Source organism: Nonomuraea sp. NPDC049695 (assembly GCF_040674955.1).
GTDB classification, from domain to species: Bacteria; Actinomycetota; Actinomycetes; order Streptosporangiales; family Streptosporangiaceae; genus Nonomuraea; species Nonomuraea helvata.
Genome location: NZ_JBFANV010000095.1, coordinates 22,342 through 39,101, shown reverse-complemented (window position 1 = coordinate 39,101; position 16,760 = coordinate 22,342). Strand labels below are relative to the sequence as shown.

20 protein-coding genes are annotated in these 16,760 nt (G+C 71.8%); 5 read left to right on the top strand and 15 right to left on the bottom strand.

Annotated elements, in window-relative coordinates; genetic code table 11:
* On the top strand, positions 1 to 1,027 hold a 1,027-nt coding region (locus AB0J64_RS47150; protein WP_364042744.1), incomplete at its 5' end, for a hypothetical protein.
* A 20-nt stretch (positions 1,028 to 1,047) separates the two neighbouring features.
* On the opposite strand, the gene AB0J64_RS47145 is transcribed toward AB0J64_RS47150, so the two are convergent.
* From AB0J64_RS47145 to AB0J64_RS47130, 4 genes are all read right to left on the bottom strand, one after another.
* Positions 1,048 to 1,848, bottom strand: a complete 801-nt coding sequence (locus AB0J64_RS47145) for an SDR family oxidoreductase (RefSeq protein WP_364042742.1) — start codon at positions 1,846 to 1,848, stop codon at positions 1,048 to 1,050.
* Positions 1,845 to 3,059, bottom strand: coding sequence for a PP2C family protein-serine/threonine phosphatase (locus AB0J64_RS47140; protein ID WP_364042740.1), 1,215 nt, complete (start codon positions 3,057 to 3,059; stop codon positions 1,845 to 1,847). The genes AB0J64_RS47145 and AB0J64_RS47140 overlap by 4 nt, the downstream gene beginning before the upstream one ends.
* Positions 3,060 to 3,080: 21 nt before the next feature.
* Positions 3,081 to 3,644: a hemerythrin domain-containing protein gene (locus AB0J64_RS47135; protein WP_364042738.1), complete on the bottom strand. Its 564-nt coding sequence runs from the start codon at positions 3,642 to 3,644 to the stop codon at positions 3,081 to 3,083.
* 116 nt (positions 3,645 to 3,760) lie between these two features.
* Positions 3,761 to 4,120 (bottom strand): hypothetical protein, encoded by a 360-nt coding sequence (locus AB0J64_RS47130; protein WP_364042736.1) that lies wholly within the window; start codon positions 4,118 to 4,120, stop codon positions 3,761 to 3,763.
* Positions 4,121 to 4,239: 119 nt separating this feature from the next.
* Between AB0J64_RS47130 and AB0J64_RS47125 the strand changes: the two genes are divergently transcribed.
* Positions 4,240 to 5,028 (top strand): methyltransferase domain-containing protein, encoded by a 789-nt coding sequence (locus AB0J64_RS47125; RefSeq protein WP_364042734.1) that lies wholly within the window; start codon positions 4,240 to 4,242, stop codon positions 5,026 to 5,028.
* A gap of 15 nt (positions 5,029 to 5,043) precedes the next feature.
* On the opposite strand, the gene AB0J64_RS47120 is transcribed toward AB0J64_RS47125, so the two are convergent.
* The 3 genes from AB0J64_RS47120 to AB0J64_RS47110 all read right to left on the bottom strand — a co-directional run bounded on the left by AB0J64_RS47120 (position 5,044) and on the right by AB0J64_RS47110 (position 6,067).
* Entirely contained in the window at positions 5,044 to 5,172 is a 129-nt protein-coding gene (locus AB0J64_RS47120) for a hypothetical protein (RefSeq protein WP_364042732.1), read from the bottom strand.
* A 35-nt stretch (positions 5,173 to 5,207) separates the two neighbouring features.
* Positions 5,208 to 5,402 carry a CsbD family protein gene (locus tag AB0J64_RS47115; protein ID WP_364042730.1) on the bottom strand — a complete coding sequence of 65 codons (195 nt, stop codon included), beginning with the start codon at positions 5,400 to 5,402 and terminating at the stop codon, positions 5,208 to 5,210.
* Between the two features lie 95 nt (positions 5,403 to 5,497).
* Positions 5,498 to 6,067 (bottom strand): helix-turn-helix domain-containing protein, encoded by a 570-nt coding sequence (locus AB0J64_RS47110; protein ID WP_364042728.1) that lies wholly within the window; start codon positions 6,065 to 6,067, stop codon positions 5,498 to 5,500.
* A gap of 115 nt (positions 6,068 to 6,182) precedes the next feature.
* Between AB0J64_RS47110 and AB0J64_RS47105 the strand changes: the two genes are divergently transcribed.
* On the top strand, positions 6,183 to 7,070 hold the full coding sequence (locus AB0J64_RS47105) for a nuclear transport factor 2 family protein (RefSeq protein WP_364042726.1): 888 nt from the start codon (positions 6,183 to 6,185) through the stop codon (positions 7,068 to 7,070).
* On the opposite strand, the gene AB0J64_RS47100 is transcribed toward AB0J64_RS47105, so the two are convergent.
* Positions 7,054 to 8,016 carry a D-glycerate dehydrogenase gene (locus AB0J64_RS47100; RefSeq protein ID WP_364042724.1) on the bottom strand — a complete coding sequence of 321 codons (963 nt, stop codon included), beginning with the start codon at positions 8,014 to 8,016 and terminating at the stop codon, positions 7,054 to 7,056. The two genes, AB0J64_RS47105 and AB0J64_RS47100, sit on opposite strands and share 17 nt — an antisense overlap.
* A 94-nt stretch (positions 8,017 to 8,110) precedes the next feature.
* Positions 8,111 to 9,013: a hypothetical protein gene (locus AB0J64_RS47095; RefSeq protein WP_364042722.1), complete on the bottom strand. Its 903-nt coding sequence runs from the start codon at positions 9,011 to 9,013 to the stop codon at positions 8,111 to 8,113.
* Between the two features lie 110 nt (positions 9,014 to 9,123).
* On the opposite strand from AB0J64_RS47095, the gene AB0J64_RS47090 reads away from it, so the two are divergent.
* The gene (locus tag AB0J64_RS47090) at positions 9,124 to 9,387 is read left to right on the top strand and encodes an antitoxin (protein WP_364042720.1); all 264 of its coding nucleotides are present in this window, start codon (positions 9,124 to 9,126) and stop codon (positions 9,385 to 9,387) included.
* 7 nt (positions 9,388 to 9,394) lie between these two features.
* Here the strand turns inward: AB0J64_RS47090 and AB0J64_RS47085 are convergent, their stop codons facing one another.
* On the bottom strand, positions 9,395 to 10,195 hold the full coding sequence (locus AB0J64_RS47085) for an MBL fold metallo-hydrolase (protein WP_364042718.1): 801 nt from the start codon (positions 10,193 to 10,195) through the stop codon (positions 9,395 to 9,397).
* 42 nt (positions 10,196 to 10,237) lie between these two features.
* Between AB0J64_RS47085 and AB0J64_RS47080 the strand changes: the two genes are divergently transcribed.
* Positions 10,238 to 11,725, top strand: coding sequence for a cobyric acid synthase (locus AB0J64_RS47080; RefSeq protein ID WP_364042716.1), 1,488 nt, complete (start codon positions 10,238 to 10,240; stop codon positions 11,723 to 11,725).
* Positions 11,726 to 11,975: 250 nt separating this feature from the next.
* On the opposite strand, the gene AB0J64_RS47075 is transcribed toward AB0J64_RS47080, so the two are convergent.
* The 5 genes from AB0J64_RS47075 to AB0J64_RS47055 all read right to left on the bottom strand — a co-directional run bounded on the left by AB0J64_RS47075 (position 11,976) and on the right by AB0J64_RS47055 (position 16,707).
* Entirely contained in the window at positions 11,976 to 13,010 is a 1,035-nt protein-coding gene (locus AB0J64_RS47075) for a 1-acyl-sn-glycerol-3-phosphate acyltransferase (protein ID WP_364042714.1), read from the bottom strand.
* Between the two features lie 27 nt (positions 13,011 to 13,037).
* The gene (locus AB0J64_RS47070) at positions 13,038 to 13,892 is read right to left on the bottom strand and encodes a patatin-like phospholipase family protein (protein WP_364042712.1); all 855 of its coding nucleotides are present in this window, start codon (positions 13,890 to 13,892) and stop codon (positions 13,038 to 13,040) included.
* 61 nt (positions 13,893 to 13,953) lie between these two features.
* Positions 13,954 to 14,568 carry a LysE family translocator gene (locus AB0J64_RS47065; protein ID WP_364042710.1) on the bottom strand — a complete coding sequence of 205 codons (615 nt, stop codon included), beginning with the start codon at positions 14,566 to 14,568 and terminating at the stop codon, positions 13,954 to 13,956.
* 4 nt (positions 14,569 to 14,572) lie between these two features.
* Complete coding sequence (locus AB0J64_RS47060) at positions 14,573 to 15,520, bottom strand: quinone oxidoreductase (RefSeq protein WP_364042708.1); 948 nt, start codon at positions 15,518 to 15,520, stop codon at positions 14,573 to 14,575.
* A 278-nt stretch (positions 15,521 to 15,798) separates the two neighbouring features.
* Positions 15,799 to 16,707 carry a virginiamycin B lyase gene (locus AB0J64_RS47055; RefSeq protein ID WP_364042706.1) on the bottom strand — a complete coding sequence of 303 codons (909 nt, stop codon included), beginning with the start codon at positions 16,705 to 16,707 and terminating at the stop codon, positions 15,799 to 15,801.
* Positions 16,708 to 16,760 lie beyond the last annotated feature (53 nt).

The following is a 16,760-nucleotide window of genomic DNA, read 5'->3' as shown; positions in this document are numbered from 1 at the left end:
GCTCGCCGCGCAGGCCAAGGAGTACCTGACCGGCCAGGGCCGCCAGCTCACCACCGGCGCGCTGGCCGGGGTAAAGACGGTGGGCGAGATCGTCGACGTCATCCCGGGCGACTACGAGGGCACCTGCGTGGAGCCCATCGCGTACCAGGCGACCGGTCGCATCTCGCTTCCTGCCGGTCCGGCGCGGAAGGTCACGTACTGGTGGATCCTCGACGGGTCAAAGTGGAGGGAGCAGGCCGTCGACTTCCCCGCCGGCGATCAGCCCCGCACGCGTGAGGTGTCCGCCGCCTGGAGCCTCGACTCCAGCAGGAACGGCACCCACACCCTCGGTCTCATGGCCGAAGGCGGCCCCGCCGAGCCGGCGGAGCGCACGTTCACCCTCACCTGCGCCGACGGCGGCGGCGACGCCAGGCTGACCGTCGAGTACATGCTGACGTCCCACTTCCACGGCCGGTGCGACGGCCCGTTCGGCCTGCGGGCCGACGCGATGGTCACGACGGATCGCGAGGCGGAGGTCAAGTACCGGCTCGTCGTCGACGGCACGCCGGGCACGCTCAGGACCGCCCAGCTCAAGCCGGGTGTCCGGAGCAGGATCGGCGACTTCTGGTACAGCTACGCCAAGTCGGGCGGCACCGGCGTGGTCCGCCTGGAGATCCTCAACCAGAACAAGCCCGCCAAGCAGGAGCCCTACAGCTGGGCGTGCGTGCCGGCCGAGCCCTCCCCGGGCACGGTTCAGATCACCCAGATCGAGCCCATGGGGTACTACGGGGACTGCGTGGCCGACCCGTACATGACCGCCTTCGGCGAGTTCAGGGCGGCGCCGGGGACGGAGGTCACCTACAAGTGGGTGATCGACGGCCAGGATCGGGAGACCTTCACCCACAAGATCCCGGAGAGCGGCGTCCTCGGCATCCAGGCCTGGAGCTGGAGCCGGCCGGCCAGGACCGACGGGACGGTCAGGATCGAGGTCCTGAACCACAACAAACCCACGGCCCAGGCCGGCTATCCGGTGCGCTGCGAGCGCTGACCGGCCGCCCTGGGAGCGCTTCAACCGGTACGCCAGTCGCCGGAGTCGAGCGCGCCGGCCGCCTGCGGCCCCATCAGCCCCAGCCCGCCGTCGACGAACACGGTCGTCCCGGTGACATAGGACGAGGACGGGCTCGCGAGGAAGGCCACGACCGCGGCCACCTCGCGGGCGTCCCCGGGCCGGGGGACGGGGTAGCCGGGCCTGGTGCCGGGCTGCGGCGGCAGGTCCTCCTGCCCGGTCATCGGGGTGGCGATCTCGCCGGGGGCCACGGAGTTCACGGTGATGCCGTACTCCGCCAGCTCCAGTGCCAGGACCCGGCTGAGCATGCGCAGTCCGCCCTTGGCCGCGCAGTACGGCCCCGCCCCCACCCTCGGGTACTCCTCGTGCACGCTGGTGACGTTGACGATGCGGCCGCCCCTGCCCGACGCGACCATGCGCCTGGCGGCCCGCTGCGCGCACAGGAACGCCCCGTCGAGGTCCACCGCCAGGACGGAGCGCCAGCGTTCGTAGCCCATCTCGAGCAGCGGCTCGCTCGTGCCGGTGCCGGCGTTGTTGACCAGCACGCCGACCCCGCCCAGCTCCTCGGCCAGCTCGTCGACGACCGCCGACGCCCGTTCGGGATCGGTCAGGTCGTGCCTGCGCACCGCCGGCACCTGGCCGAGACCGCGTACCTGGGCCGCCGTGTCCTCAGCGCCCTCGCGATCCCTGTGGTACGTGATGCCCACGTCGAACCCCTGCTCGGCGAGGGCCACGGCGGTGGCCTTGCCGATGCCGGAGTCCGCCCCGGTGACGATCGCCACCTGGTCGTACGCGTCACTCATGATCTTCCCTCCGGGAGAGCCGATCCGGCGAAACCCTGCCATTCGGTCACCACCACGGTGGCGTCGTCGTGCAGCTCGCCGTCGTGGTAGTCGAGGATGCTCTTGACCAGCCGGCGCAGCGTCTCCGGGACGGGCAGGCTGGAGCTGCTGTGGCGGATGATGAAGTCAACGAACCGCGCGAGCCCGAACTCGTGGCCCTGGGCGGCACCGGCTTCGACGATGCCGTCGGTGTACAGCAGCAGCCGATCGCCCGGCTCCAGCTGCTCCTGGCAGACGGTGACGGGAATGCCGAGGTCCAGGCCGAGAGGGTGGGCGGGCGGGCACGTCAACGTGGTGACCCAGCGGCCGCCGCGGATCAGCACCGGCAGCGGGTGGCCGCGGTTGATCCAGGTGAGCAGGCCGGTGCGCAGGTTCAGGTCGGCCATGACGGCGGTCACGAACCGGGTGCCCCGGCCGAATTCGCTGATCAGCACGCGTTCGATGGCGTGGCTGTTGGCGGTGAGGTCCATGTCCTGGCGGCGGTGGTTGCGGCTGGCGGCCATGGCCAGGTTGGCCGTCAGGCCCGCCGAGACGTCGTGGCCCATCGCGTCGAAGACGGCCAGATGAAGGGTGTCGCCGTACAGGGCGTAGTCGAACACGTCGCCGCCCACCTCGTAGGCGGGTTCGATCACGGCGCCCACGGTCACTTCCGGGGTGGCGAAGGTCAGCGGGGGGAGCAGTTGCCACTGCATCTCCGCGGCCACGTTCATCGGCCGCGAACGCAGCAGGCGTTGGTACTCGTCGCTCTGCGAGCGCTGGCTGACGACCAGGAGCGCGACCAGGCTGGCCAGGTGGACGGCGGCCGGTGGGACGTCGTCCGCGTCGCTGCGGATCCGCAGCAGTCCCAGCCGTTCGGTGCCGTCCAGCAGCGGGACCCACCAGTGGCGCTCGCCGTGCTCCCCGCTCTGCGGCAGGAAGCGCATCTCCTGGAAGGCCCGTCCCCCCAGGGTGCCGTCCACGCGCAGCTCCTCGGCGGGCTGGTCACGCGCGTCGGGGGAGCGCAGCCGGCGCAATGTCATCTGCTGCAGGTCGGCGAGGTAGATCGCCACCTCGCCGAGACCGGCGTGCGCACCGTACTCGGTGGCCAGCGCCGGCAGGCGCTCCAGCGTGCTCGTGTGGCTGGCCTCGAGCAGGGCGACCAGCATGCGCTCGGTTCCGCTGGATTCGGTCATTTCTGTTGAGCGATCTGCGGGTCAGGAGCGTCCCCGGCCGGTGATGGCGTCGCGGATACGGTCCACGAGCCCGGTTCCCGGTGCCAGCAGCTTGTCGGCGGGCGGGGTGTCGGGCGCCAGGGGGTGCGGGCGGGTCGGCGCCAGCTTCTTGGCCGCCTCGACCTTGCCGCCCAGCTCGGTCAGCTGCTCAGGCGAGCAGGCCTGGCGCAGCCGGGGGAACAGGTCGTTCTCCTCCTCCCGGACGTGGTTCCTGATCTGGCTCATCAGGAGCTCCATGGTCGGCCAGAACTCCCTTTCGCCGGGCTCCAGCCCTTCCAGCCGCTTCATCGTCCGCTCGGCCTCGGCGTGCTCGGAGATCTCCTGATCGGCCAGCTTGTCGCCGCCGGGCACGTGCTCGCGCACGGCTGGATACAAGTACTGCTCCTCGGCGATCGAGTGCCTGACCAGCTCGATGACCACCTTTTCCGCCAGCGTCTTGGCCTGCTCGCCGATGCTGCCGACCATCTGCTCGAGTTCGCCGAACAACTGCTCGACCTCGCGGTGATCGGTGACCAGGACCTCGATCACATCCTCTTGCGCGGCCATGGCGGGCTCCCTCCGTCGGGCGGCCTCGCCGGTGTACGCCGGTGGGCCTATTCTGCTCCGTGCCCGGTGACGGCCGCCGAAACGTGCTGGAGTGACGGCTGCGCGCCAACTTCCCGTCAAGCCGTGGCCACCCATGGCAGGTCGCGGACCGACGGGTGCTGGCGGGTGGCCGCGCCGGACGCGCCGGCGTCGGCGGGCTCCCGGGGAGCGCAGTCACGGGACGGGTGGCGGTGGCCGTTGGCGCTCAGTACTTGCTGCAGGTCCTCGTGCTGGACCGGGTGAACGGTGACGAGCAGATCGGCCAGGGCGGCGTTGACGTAGGCGATGGCCTGCGTCAGCTCCTCACGTTCGGCCGCTACCGCCGGGGCGTGACCGAGCCGTCGGGTCAGCGTCCGCAGCCGCGTGCCGAACCGCGCGCACTCACCTATGACGTACGTGCTCACTTCGGCGATGTCAGCCCCATCCGGTGTCTCCATCCAGTCACGTTAGGCGGATCCCCGCGACGGGCTCACAAGGCGCGCATGGCGGCGGTGAGAACTTGACCCCCGTACGTAAACCGTTTGAGAGCCGGGCGGGCAGCCCGCCAAGATCAGGTATGACGGTGACACGGGAGCTGCACGCCTACTACGAGCAGGACAGAGAGCACGCCCGGCTTCGCGAGGGGCGCAACCGGCTGGAGTTCTGGCGCACGCAGGACGTGCTGCGCCGCACGCTGCCGCCGCCACCCGCCCGGGTGCTGGACGTGGGCGGCGGCCCCGGTGCGCACGCCGAGTGGCTGAGCGCCGACGGCTACGAGGTCGAGTTGCTGGACCCGATCCCGCTCCACGTGGCGCGCGCCGGGGAGCTGACCGGGGTGACCGCGCGGCTGGGCGACGCGCGGCGGCTGCCCGTGCCGGACGCGAGCGTGGACGCGGTCCTGCTGCTCGGCCCGCTCTACCACCTCCAGGAGCGGGCCGACCGGGTGCGGGCCCTGGCGGAGGCCCGTCGTGCCGTACGACCCGGCGGTCTGGTGGCGGCCGCGACCATCAGCCGCTACGCGGCCGTGCACGACACGGTCTACACGGGTGCTTACCTGGACGAACGGCAGCGGGAGGCCGCACACGCGGCCATGGCGGACGGCATCATGCTCTCTCCCGCACGCGGTTTCACCGGCTACTTCCACGACCCGGAGGAGGTTCCCGGGGAGTTCGCCGACGCCGGGTTCCCCGAGGTCGAGCGGTACGGGCTGCAGGGGGCGTTCGGGCTGTACGGCGACGTCGACGACTGGCTCGACGACCCGGCACGCCGGGCGCTCCTGCTCGAGGCCCAGCGTTCGCTGGAATCCGTGCCGTCGCTGCTCGGAGTCAGCAGCCACATGCTCACCGTCTCCCGGCGGGACCGGTGACCAGGGGCCGCATGGTCAGGCGACGGAGCCGTACATGCTGTTGATCTTGGCGCCGCCCTCCTCGTCGGGCACGCCGGGCCAGTACGACGTCTCACGGAGCTTTCCGTCGCTGACAGGCCGACCAGCGGTCCGCCCTCGCGCCATGAGACACGAGGGCGGATCCATACCCTGAGCGACCGTCACTTCTTGAAGGCGCCCTTGACCTTCTTGCCGGCGTCCTTGATCTTCTCGCCGGCCTGCTTCATGCTGCCCTTGGTCTGCTCGGCGCGCCCCTTGGACTGCATCCGTTCGTCGTCGGTGGCGTCCCCGACGTTCTTCTTCGCCCGGCCCTTGAGCTCCTCCGCCTTGTGGCGGAGCTTGTCCTTGGCGCTCATGTCTAAGCCTTTCTGGTCGTGTCCCCCGGAAGCTCCGGACGCACTCCCACTTTCCGAACAGAAGGGACAGAAACCCCGCTTCACGAGGGATGTCGTCACCGCCGGGCGTGCAGGGCATCCAGGAGGAGTTCGGTCATCCGGCCCGACGGGCGGTCGCCGTCGCGGGCGTGGCGCTCCATGGCGAGCGCGCCCGACAGCAGGGCCCGCAGGTCGGAGAGGTCGATGTCGGTACGGACGGTGCCGTCGCGCTGGGCGGCGGCCAGGAGAGTGCCGAAGGCGGCCCAGATGTCACGCCGGCTGCTGTCGTCGGGCGGCTTGACGGGCGACCCCGCGGCCTCCAGCGCGTCGCACAGCGCCTTGTTGAGCATGGCCTGATCGACCAGGCGGGTCAGGAACGCGGTGAACGCCTCTCCAGGCCGCTCGGCCGCCGACAGCGCGCGGGCCTCCTCGGCGAACTGCTCGATCCGCTCGTGGATCACGGCCTCGAACAGCGCCTCCTTCGTGGGGAAGTGCCGGTAGACCGTTCCGGCGCCGACGCCTGCGCGCCGGGCGATCTCGTCCAGCGGCACCGCCAGGCCCTCGGCCGAGAACACGGCCTCGGCGGCTTGCAGCACGCGGGCGCGGTTGCGGCGGGCGTCCGCGCGCAGCGGCTTGTCCGGCGTCATCGGGGGAGTCCTCCATTCGGGTAGACAAGCGGGGCGTGCGTTCCGTATTGTCGGCCACGAAACCGGGGCGCGCGTTCCGATTCTATCCCGGTTCCTTCCTCAGAGGAGATTCGCCTTGTCCGAGAACCTCCATGCGGTCATCGAGCACCTGCGTCAAGCCCTGGCGCGAAGAGACGCCGACGCCTTCGCCGCCGTGTTCGCCGACGACGCCGTCTACGAGCTGCGGTTCGGCATGCCCGGGCAGCCCCGCCGGTTCGAAGGCGCGCAGGTCATCCGTGAGCACATGAAGCAGGGTGCCTCCCGTGGCATCGCGCAGCTGCTGCGTTTCGACGACGTCCGTGCCACCGTCTATGAGAGCACCGACCCGGAGGTGGCCGTCGTCGAGTTCGAGCCCACGGGCAGCGTGCGTGACAGTGGCGCGCCGTTCCGGTTCGCCTCCTCCCTCGGGGTGATCCGCGTCCGCGACGGCGCCGTGGTCTCCTACCTCGACTATCCCAACGCCGTGGGCGCCGCAGAAGCCGTCGGCCTGCTGCCCGAACTGGCGGCGATGCTCGCCGCCGTCCCTGCCGCCGCTCCTGTCCCTGCGGCCGCTCCCGTCCCTTCGGGGCCGCCCGCCGCCAAGGAGGTCGTCGCGCGGCTGATCGAGGCCTCGGTGGCCAACGACCACGCCGCGATGGTGGCCCTGTACGCGCCGGACGTCGTCATCGAGATCCCGTTCGCGCCGCCCGGAGTGCCCACCCGCTCGGCAGGCAGCGATCACCTGCGCGACAGGCTCGAGGCGGTGGCCGGTCTCCGGCGCTTCGAGCGCGCGGAAGTGATCAACCTGCTGGAGACCGCCGACCCGGACGTGGTGGTGGCCGAGTACACCCTGCACGGGTCCATCACCGCCACGGGCCAGCCGTTCTCCAGCACGTACGTCATGATCATCACGGTCCGGGACGGGCTCATCGTGCACTCGCGCGACTACGGCAACCCCTTGTCGTCCCTCAGTTCACCGGCGTGAGCGGGGCGCCCCCGGCGAGCACGGCGGCCGCGTTGGCCACCGACAGGCCGCACATGCGCTCGCGCGTCGCCGTCCCCGCGCTGCCGATGTGCGGCGTGAGCACGGTGTTGGGGAGCTTGGCCAGCTCGGGATCGACCCGCGGCTCGCCCTCGAACACGTCCAGCCCGGCCGCGGCGAGCGCCCCCGACCGCAGCGCCTCGATCAGGGCCTGCTCGTCGACGATGCCGCCCCTCGCGGTGTTGACCAGGACCGCGGTGGGCTTCATGCGGCGCAGCGCGGCCGCGTCGATGAGGTGGCGGGTCTCGGGCGTCAGCGGGCAGTGCAGGCTCACCACGTCGCTGCGCTCGAGGAGCTCCGGCAGCGCGACGAACTCGACGCCCAGGCGGTCCTCGTCCGTGAGCGGCGAGGACGTGGGCGTGGCCAGCACGGACATGTCGAACGCCCGCGCGCGACGGGCCACCGCCCGCCCGATCCGGCCGTACCCGACCACGCCGAGGGTCGCGCCCGCGCTGAGGTCGATGCCGAGCATCATCCGCGGCCCCCATATCCAGGGAGTCCCTTCGCGGATCAGCCGGTCGCCGTCGAGCACGCGGCGGGAGGCGGCGAGGATCAGCGCGAAGGCCAGGTCGGCCGTCGCGCCGTCGAGGACCCCGGGGGTGTTGGTCACCCGGACGCCCCGCGCGGTGGCCGCGGCCACGTCGATGTTGTCGTAGCCGACGGCCGTGTTCGCGACGACGCGCAGGCCGGGCCCCGCGGCGTCGAGCACCTCCGCGTCGATCCGCTCGGTCAGCGTGCACACCACCGCCCCCGCGCCCGCCACGTCGCGCAGCAGCGTGGCCCGGTCGGGCGGCTCCTCCCCGCCGACGATCACGGGACGGTTGAGCTCGCGAACCTTCGCCATGGCGGCGTCGGTCAGCGTGCGGGTGACGTAGATGTGGTTGTCCATCTGCCCTTCTCCGTCGATGGGATGCCGCCGGCCCCCACTACTATGCCGCGACCGTCCGCGGCGGGAGTCGGCGGGATCGCGTCGGAGCCCCGTCTCACCGGGCCGGCGTGCGTTCCTGATCGTCCGTGACGCCGTAGGCGGTCGCCCGGAACAGGAAGGAGGCCCAGGAGCGGTAGGGCCGCCAGGCGTCGGCCAGCTTCCGGTACGCGGCCGGGGGCGCGTCCTCGGGCAGGCCGTACGCCTCGCGCAGGATGGCGAACAGCCGCGGCTCGTCGCCGGGGAACGCGTCGGGGGCGCCCGCGCCGCGGATCAGGATCAGGCCCGCGGAGAACGGCCCGACACCCGGCAGGGCGCGCAGCTCGGCGAGGGCCTCCTGCGGGTCGAGCGCGCGCAGGTGCTCGGAGGTGAGCACGCCGTCGAGCGCGGCCTGGGCGAGAGCGCGCAGCCACTCCTCCTTCTGCGCGGGCAGGCCGAGGCCGCCTGCCTCCAGCAGCGTCACGGGCGGGGGGAAGGCCGCGTACGTCCGCCCGTCCAGGGTGACCTGCGCGCCGTAGCGGTCGGCGATGCGCTGCTTGATCCGGGAGGCGATGAGCATCGAGGAGCGCTGCACGATCACCGCCCAGCACGCGGCCTCCCACGGGCTCCAGAAGCAGACCGGGCGCAGGCCGGGGGAGTGACGCTGCACGTCGCCGAGGACCGGGTCGCTCTCGCCGAGCGCGGCGAAACCGGTGCCGTCGACGTCGAGGGAGAGAATGCGTGCCACCTCACCCCGGATGCCCGGCCCGGCCGGACGGGTGGTGGCGACGTCCACGCCACCCGGCGCGGCGCTCACCCGCACGCCGATCGGCAGCCAGTCGGACTCGGCGCAGTAGGCGAAGCGCAGCGCCCGCCCGTCGGACGGCAGCGCGCTGGTGGCCGGCCAGTCCTCGACGAAGCGGAGCGAGGCGCCGAAGTCGAACGGACCCTCGGCGGTGAGAGTGAAGCCGTGCGTGGTCATGCGCCGCATGGTACGGGGCCGCGCCGACAGATCGCCTCCGCCGCTGCCGTGAATGTGCTGGATGCGGGGGTAGGGAGCGAGCGATCGTACTCGAAAGGAAGGGGAAGACCATGAGCCGCATCGGGGAGTGGCTGAAGAAGGCCGAGAACCTGGCCAGAGGGCACTCCAAGCAGGCGGACCAGCTGCTGGACCGGGCCGAGCGGATCGCCAAGGAGCGCACCGGCCACAAGTACGACGAGCACATCTCGAAGGGCGCCGACGCGGTGCAGCGCCGCTACGGCGGCGGCCAGGGTGAGAGCGGGGGCTACGGCGGCAGCGGCGGCCGTGGCGAGAGCGGCGGTCAGGAAGAGAGGCGCCGCGAGGGCGGGAGCTGAGCCGCGCTCACCTGTCCTCGGCGAAGGTCAGGTAGCGCTCGGCCGAGCGGCGGACGGCCTCCGTGCCGTCCGTGTACACGACGCGCTTCCACCAACCCCCGTAAACCCTCTCGAACCCGTACGGCTCCAGCAGGTCCAGGGCACGGCGCACGACGTGCGGACGTTCGGGGATGTAGTTGGGGTAGCTGTACATGAAGCTCACCCAGCGCCGGTCCTGGACGACCGCGAGGATGTCTCCCGAGAACAGCGCGTTCTTGGCTGACGAGTGCAGCACCTGGCCGCCCTCGAAGTGCACGCCCGCGTTGATCAAGGTGAGGTCCTCGGACAGCCGGTGCGTGTCGCCCTCCCAGAAGACCACCGCGTCGTCCGGCCTGGCCACCCACTGCCTGTCGGAAGCGTGGATGTACACGGGGGCGTCGAAGGCCCGGGCCCACTCGATCATGGAGCCGTAGAAGTGCGGGTGGCTGATGGCGATGGCCGTCAGCCCGCCCAGCTCCTCGACCTGCGCGACCAGGTCGTCGTCCACGTACGAGACCATGTCCCAGAGCACGTTGCCCTCGGGCGTGCGGACGAGCAGGGCGCGCTGGCCGATCGCCGTGGGCGGGGAGGTGCCGATGCCGATCACATCGGGGCCCTCCTCCTCGACCCGGCCCCGATGACCCTCGGCGGCCAGCCCCGCCATGGTGGTCCACTGCTGGCCGTCCCAGCCGACGTACTGGCGCTCGTCCTCGCAGATCGGGCAGTCGGGGCGCGGCTCGGCGTACTGGACACCGCAGGTGCGGCAGATGGGCAGGTCCGAGGCGGGCATGCGGCCAGCCTATGACCGTGAACGCTCCGATACGGTGATCGCATGGTCAGAGGCGGGTTGCTGGTCGCGGGTACCACATCCGATGCGGGCAAGAGCGTGGTGACCGCCGGCATCTGCCGGTGGCTGGCCCGCAGGGGCGTGCGCGTCGCGCCCTTCAAGGCCCAGAACATGTCGCTCAACTCGTACGTCACCGCGGAGGGCGCCGAGATCGGCCGCGCGCAGGCGATGCAGGCGCAGGCCGCCTACCTGGAGCCGGCGGCCGACATGAACCCCGTCCTCCTCAAGCCGGGCAGCGACCGCCGCAGCCAGGTCGTCCTCATGGGCAGCCCGGTGGCGGACGTGGACGCGATGGAGTACGGCGCGCTCAAGGACCTCCTCCGCACCACGGCCCTGGAGGCGCTGGAGAGGCTCAGGAAACGGTACGACGTGGTGGTCTGCGAGGGCGCGGGCAGCCCCGCCGAGATCAACCTGCGTCGCGGCGACATCGCCAACATGGGCCTGGCCAGGGCCGCGAACCTGCCCGTGATCGTGGTCGGCGACATCGACAGGGGAGGGGTGTTCGCCGCGTTCTACGGCACGGTGGGCCTGCTGGACGCCGCCGACCAATCCCACATTTCCGGATTTGTCGTCAACAAGTTCCGGGGCGCCCGCGAGCTCCTCGAGCCCGGACTCGACATGCTCAAGCGGCTGACGGGCCGCGAGGTCTACGGCGTCCTGCCCTGGCTCGACGGGCTCTGGCTGGACGTCGAGGACTCGCTGGCCCTGGACGGCCGCAGGGTCGCGGTGCGCGAGCCGTACGGGAGGCAGACCCTCCGGGTGGCGGTCGTGCGGCTGCCCCGGATCTCGAACTTCACCGACGTGGACGCCCTGGCCGCCGAGCCGGGGGTCGTGGTGCGCTTCGTGACCGACCCGGTCGAACTGGACGACGCCGACCTGGTGGTGCTGCCGGGCTCCCGGGCCACGGTCAGCGACCTGGCGTGGCTGCGCGAGCGAGGGCTGGCGGCGGCGATCACGGACCGGGCGGGGCCCGTGCTGGGGATCTGCGGCGGGTTCCAGATGCTCGGGCGGGAGATCGTGGACGAGGTGGAGTCGGGGGAGGGGAAGGTCGAAGGGCTGGGCAGGCTGCCGGTACGCGTCGAGTTCGCGAAGGAGAAGCGGCTCGGGCGGCCGGAAGGCACGGCATACGGGGAGCCGGTGCGCGCGTACGAGATCCACCACGGGGTGGCCTCGGTGGACGGGGGCGAGCCGTTCCTCGACGGCTGCCGGGACGGGAACGTCTGGGGCACCACCTGGCACGGCGCCCTGGAGAACGACGGCTTCCGCCGGGCCTTCCTGGCCGACGTGGCCGCGCGCGCCGGGCGCGACTTCGTACCGGCTCCGGACACGGACTTCGCGGGGCTCAGGGAGGAGCGGCTCGACGCGCTCGGCGACCTGGTGGAGCGGCACCTCGATACGGACGCGCTGCTCCGCCTCATCGAGCACGGCCCGCCGGACGTCCCGTTCCTGCCCCCGGGAGCGCCGACCGCCTGACCAACCGCCGGGGCCACAGGCCGCTCTCGGTGGCGCCGCGCGGCTCTGCCGAGCATCCGCCTTGCGCGCCTTCGGCCTTTGCGCGCCGCCTTCGCGATCCCTCCAAGGGGCCTTTGCGCGCCGCCTTCGCGATCCCTCCATGGGACCTCTGCCCGGTCGGCTGAGCTGCTGCCTTTCGCGCGGCTCTCCCTCCAAGGGACCCGCACCGAAGTGCGGCGGTGACGACAAGGAGCGCAAGCCGGCCGGGAAGCTAACCCGGGCCGGGCGCCGGGTGTTCGGCGGGGGTGCGGGCCCGGCGCTGCGCGTCGATCCAGGCGTCGATCTGCTCCCAGTGGTCGTACAGCCACCGCACCCGCTCATCCCGCTCCCGCGGCACCTCGGCAGCCGGCACCCGCCACCACTTGGCGGTGATGTGAGCGCTGACGGGCAGCTTGCGCCAGACGTCCCCCAACGTGATGAGGTCGTCGAGTCCGGTGTGCGCGACGAAGATGACGTCCGCCGTCGGGCACCCCTCGAGGGCCGTGATGGCGCCCTTCGGCCGGGGCGGCAGCAGATGGTCCATGCCGCGCGCCCGCTCAGCCTCCTCGGCCAGCCCCTTCTCCTCCAGGCGCCGGATGGCCAGCCGGCGGCGGCGTGGGGTGAAGTTGCCGCCCTCAGGGAAGATCACCAGGGCGTCCTGGTCGCTCATCGTGGCGGCGAGGCGGCGGATCTCCTCGACGACCCGCTGCTGCCCTGACTCGCGGGGGACGAACGCGTTCGGCAGCCGGTTGATCACCACGTCCAGCGAGGGGTCGTACTGGAGTGCGGCCTTCATGACGATGCGCGGCCGCCGCCCATAGATCGCTAGAAGGTGATAAATCAGCAAAAAGGAGTCGCCGGGCCCCGCGTGCCGCGCCAGCACGATCACCGGCCGCGTCAGCCGGGCGGCCTGCTCCTCGGCGGTCGGCTCGGGCTCCTGGATCTCCAGGGTCAGCTGGAAGATCCGCACCGCCGCCGCGTACACCTCGGACAGGAACCACCTGATCAGCGCGTAGTGCCGCTCCTGGCCCCGGGCCCCGCCCGCCACCCACAGCCACAGGCAGGCGATCAGCACGGCCGACTCCAGCGTCAGCCACGCCGTGCCGAACCAGACGAACCTCAGCCCCCTGCGCTGCGGCGGTGGCAGGCGCAGCGAGGCAGCCGCCGTGACGACGAGCCAGAACGGCAGCGTCACCAGCATGAACACGGTCATGACGATGACCAGAGGCGCCAGCACGAGCCGGCGCAGGATACGCGGTGGGAGCACTGTGGCCTCCCCGGAACGGTCTACCCTTCATCCTCCTCTGTTCCGCAGATAGTGCGAAGAGGCGAGGTAGGCCCGCTCGATGCAGGCGGAGATCTGCGAGACGTCGCGGTAGCCCAGCGTGGACAGCGGCTGGGTCACGCCTGCGGGCAGCACGTGCACCTCCACCCCCGGCGGCAGGCTGGACATGTCCTCGGCGAACCGGTGCCTGCGCGCGATCTCGAACGCCACCATGCCGACCTCCCAGAACCGCTTGGGCGGGGCCAGCGGCCGTTCGATCCGGCCGACGTGCAGGACGAAGACGCGCTTGGCTCCGAGGCGTACGGCCCGCCCGACGGGGATGCTGTGCACCAGCCCTCCGTCGTAGAAGTGCTCGCCGCCGATCACGACGGGCGGCAGCAGCCCGGGCACCGCGCACGACGCCAGCACCGCGTCCACCAGCGGCCCTTCCGCGAACCAGTGGGCCGCGGCCCGCTCGACCGAGGCCGCCACGCACTGGAAGGGCACCTCCAGCTCCTCGATCCGGGAAACCGGCACGGTCTCGCTCAGGACCTCGCGCAACGGCCCGATCGAGTGCAGATGGGTGCCGGTCCTGGCCAGCGTGGACAGCCGGGCCACCCAGGAACCGGCGAAGGCCGTACGTACGACGTCGGAGCGCCACAACGACACCAGCCGGGCGACCGCCTCGGAAGGGGCGGCGGCGATGACCGCCCCGTTCAGCGCGCCGACCGACGTGCCCACCACGAGGTCGGGGCCGATGCCGGCCTCGTCGAGGGCCTGCAGCATGCCCACCTCGTGAGCGCCGAGCACACCCCCGCCACCGAGCACGAACGCCGTCTCCACACACTCCACCCTCTCCTTGCCGAGTCCCGGAAGCAAAGCCATCCGCCTTTCACCGGAGGGCGGCGTGGGGGCCGGCGGAGCTTCAGTCCGTCAGGGCGAGGCTTCAGTCCGTGACGGCGAGCCGGATGCCGAAGCCGACGATGACCACGCCGGTCAGGCGATCGAGGACGCGCCGCACTTTGGGCGTGCGCAGGAAGCCGCTCATCAACGACGCGAACCCGATCAGCACCGCGCTCCACAGCAGCCCTTCGGCCACGTGCACGCCGGCCAGCAGCAGCCCCATGACCGCGTGCGGCGCGCCCTCCGGGATGAACTGCGGCAGCACGGCCACGTAGAACGCCCCGACCTTGGGGTTGAGCAGGTTCGTGACCAGCCCCCGGGTGAACCCGCCCATGAACCGCACCGCCTGCTCCGGCTCGTCGTGCTCCGGCTGCCTGGCCAGGATCATGCGCAGGCCCATCCACACCAGGTACGCGACCCCGGCCCAGCGCAGGATCTCGTAGCCGAGCCGGGAGGCGGACAGGAGCGCCGACAGCCCCGCCGCGGTGACCACGCCCCAGGTGAGCGTGCCGAGCTGGATGCCCAGCGTCACGCCCCAGGCCGGCCGCCTGCCCGCCAGCACCGACGTACGCAGGATGAGCGCCGTGTCGAGGCCGGGGGTGAGCGTGAGCAGAGCCACTACGGCGGCGAACGACCAGACTGATCCTGCGATGTCCATGCGGTCAGGGTATGAGGAGGAGTTTCCCTGTCGTACGGCGGGCCGCCAGGTCCTCGTGCGCCTGCCGCGCCTCGGCCAGCGGGTAGCGGTGGGACACGTTGATGGTGAGCTGCCCGGCCGCGAGCCACCCGAACAGGTCGGAGGCGCGCTGGAGCAGCTCGGCGCGGTCGGCTACGTGGTGGACGAGCGAGGGTCTGGTGAGGAAGAGCGAGCCGTGCTTGTTGAGGCTCTGGGGATCGAGCGGGGGGACGGGGCCGCTCGCGGCGCCGTACAGGACCATGAGGCCGCGCGGTCGCAGCACCTCCAGTCCGCCGTCGAACGTGGCCCTTCCCACACCGTCGTACACGACGTCGATCTTGTTGCGTAGCGCCGCCGCGAAGTCGTCGTACCGCAGCACCTCGTCGGCCCCAGCTGCCCGGGCCAGCTTCTCCTTCTCGGCGGTGGAGACGGTGGTGTGGACCTTGGCGCCCTTGAGCTTGGCGAGCTGGATGAGCAGCTGTCCCATGCCGCCGGCTCCGGCGTGGACGAGCACCTCGTCCCCTTCCCGCACCTCGTGCGTGGAGTGGGTGAGGAAGTGGGCCGTCATCCCCTGGAGCATCGCCGCCGCCGCCACGTCCGCCGGGACGCCGTCGGGCACCGGCACCACCCGATCGGCCGGGATGACGGCCTTCTCGGCGTAGCTCCCCAGAACGTTGACCCAGGCCACGGTGTCGCCCACGGCCACCCCCTCCACCCCGGGGCCGACCGCGGAGACCGTGCCCGCGCCCTCGGAGCCGATGGGGGTGGGCAATTCGAGCGGGTACGCGCCGGAGCGGTGGTAGATGTCGATGAAGTTGACACCGCTGGCCGCGACGTCGACCACGATTTCCCCTGCGCCGGGAACCGGGTCGGGCCGCTCGACGTATTCGAGAACCTCTGGGCCGCCCTGGGCGGAGACGATGATGGCATGCATACCCTTAGTCAACTCCCCGCCTCCCGGATCATTCCCACCTAGGGTCGCCCCGGCACTCCGACCGCCGTCCGCACCCCGATCCGGGCCGCGCCCACAGCCGCCGTCGGCCACCCGGTGCGGGCGACCGGCCGCAGCCGCCGTCGGCGCCCCGGTCCGAACCGGGGGCCACAGTCACCGCCCACCACCTGGCCGGGGCCACCGGCCGCAACCGCCTCGCGTCACCCGGCGGCGGCCGTAATCGCCTCGCGTCATCCGGCGGTGGCCGCAACCTCCTCGTGTCACCCCAGCCGGGCCAGGGCGCCCGCCTCCAGGGCCACCCAGATCGCCCCGTCGGGCCCGATCGTCAGCCCATGAGGCTCGGCCTTCCCCTCTTTCCCGAGCTCGGCCGGCAGGGGCGGGAGCGGGTGCTCTTCGATGGCGCCGTCGGTGGTGATGCGGCCGAGGCGGTCGGCGGCCCATTCGGTGAACCAGAGGGCACCGTCGGGGCCGGTGATGATCGCGTGCGGTCGCGCGACCCGATCAGGAAGCGGATATTCGGTGATTTTTCCGGAAACGTCGATCCGGCCCACCTGACCCGCCCCGATCTCCACGAACCAGAGCGCCCCGTCCGGCCCCAGCGTGATCCCCACCGGGGCGGCGCCCTCGGTCGGGAGCGGGTGAACGGTGACCTGACCCGTCAGCGAGACGCGCCCGATGGCGTTGCCCTGGTTGATGGTGAACCAGAGCGCGTCGTCCGGCCCGGCGGTGATGAAGGCGGGCATCCCGCCCTCCACCGGCACCTCGAACTCCGCCCGCTCTCCACCGGGCCCGATGCGCCCGATCCTGCCGCTCTGCATCTGGGTGAACCACATGGCCCCGTCCGGCCCCGCGGCGATCCCGTACGGCGAGTCGGCCTCGTAGGAGGTCACCTTCCCGTCGGCGGTGATCCGGCAGACCCGGCCGCCCTTCCCCTCCGTGAACCACATCGCCCCGTCGGCTCCCGGCGTGATCACGCTCGGCTGCCCGTCCGCCGGATCGAGCTGATGGATCACGGGCTCCCGGCCGGGCGACACCCTGCCGACGCGCCCCTCGTGGACGAGCGTGAACCAGAGCGCGCCGTCCGGCCCGGCGGCGATGCCGTACGGCGAGCCCCCGTCGATCATGGTGAACATGTGCGGCCCTTCGCTGGTCGGTCTGGTGCGGCTCACCGGATGGAAATCCAATCGCAACTGTTGTAGCTTTAGCGTGCCACAAGACTGGA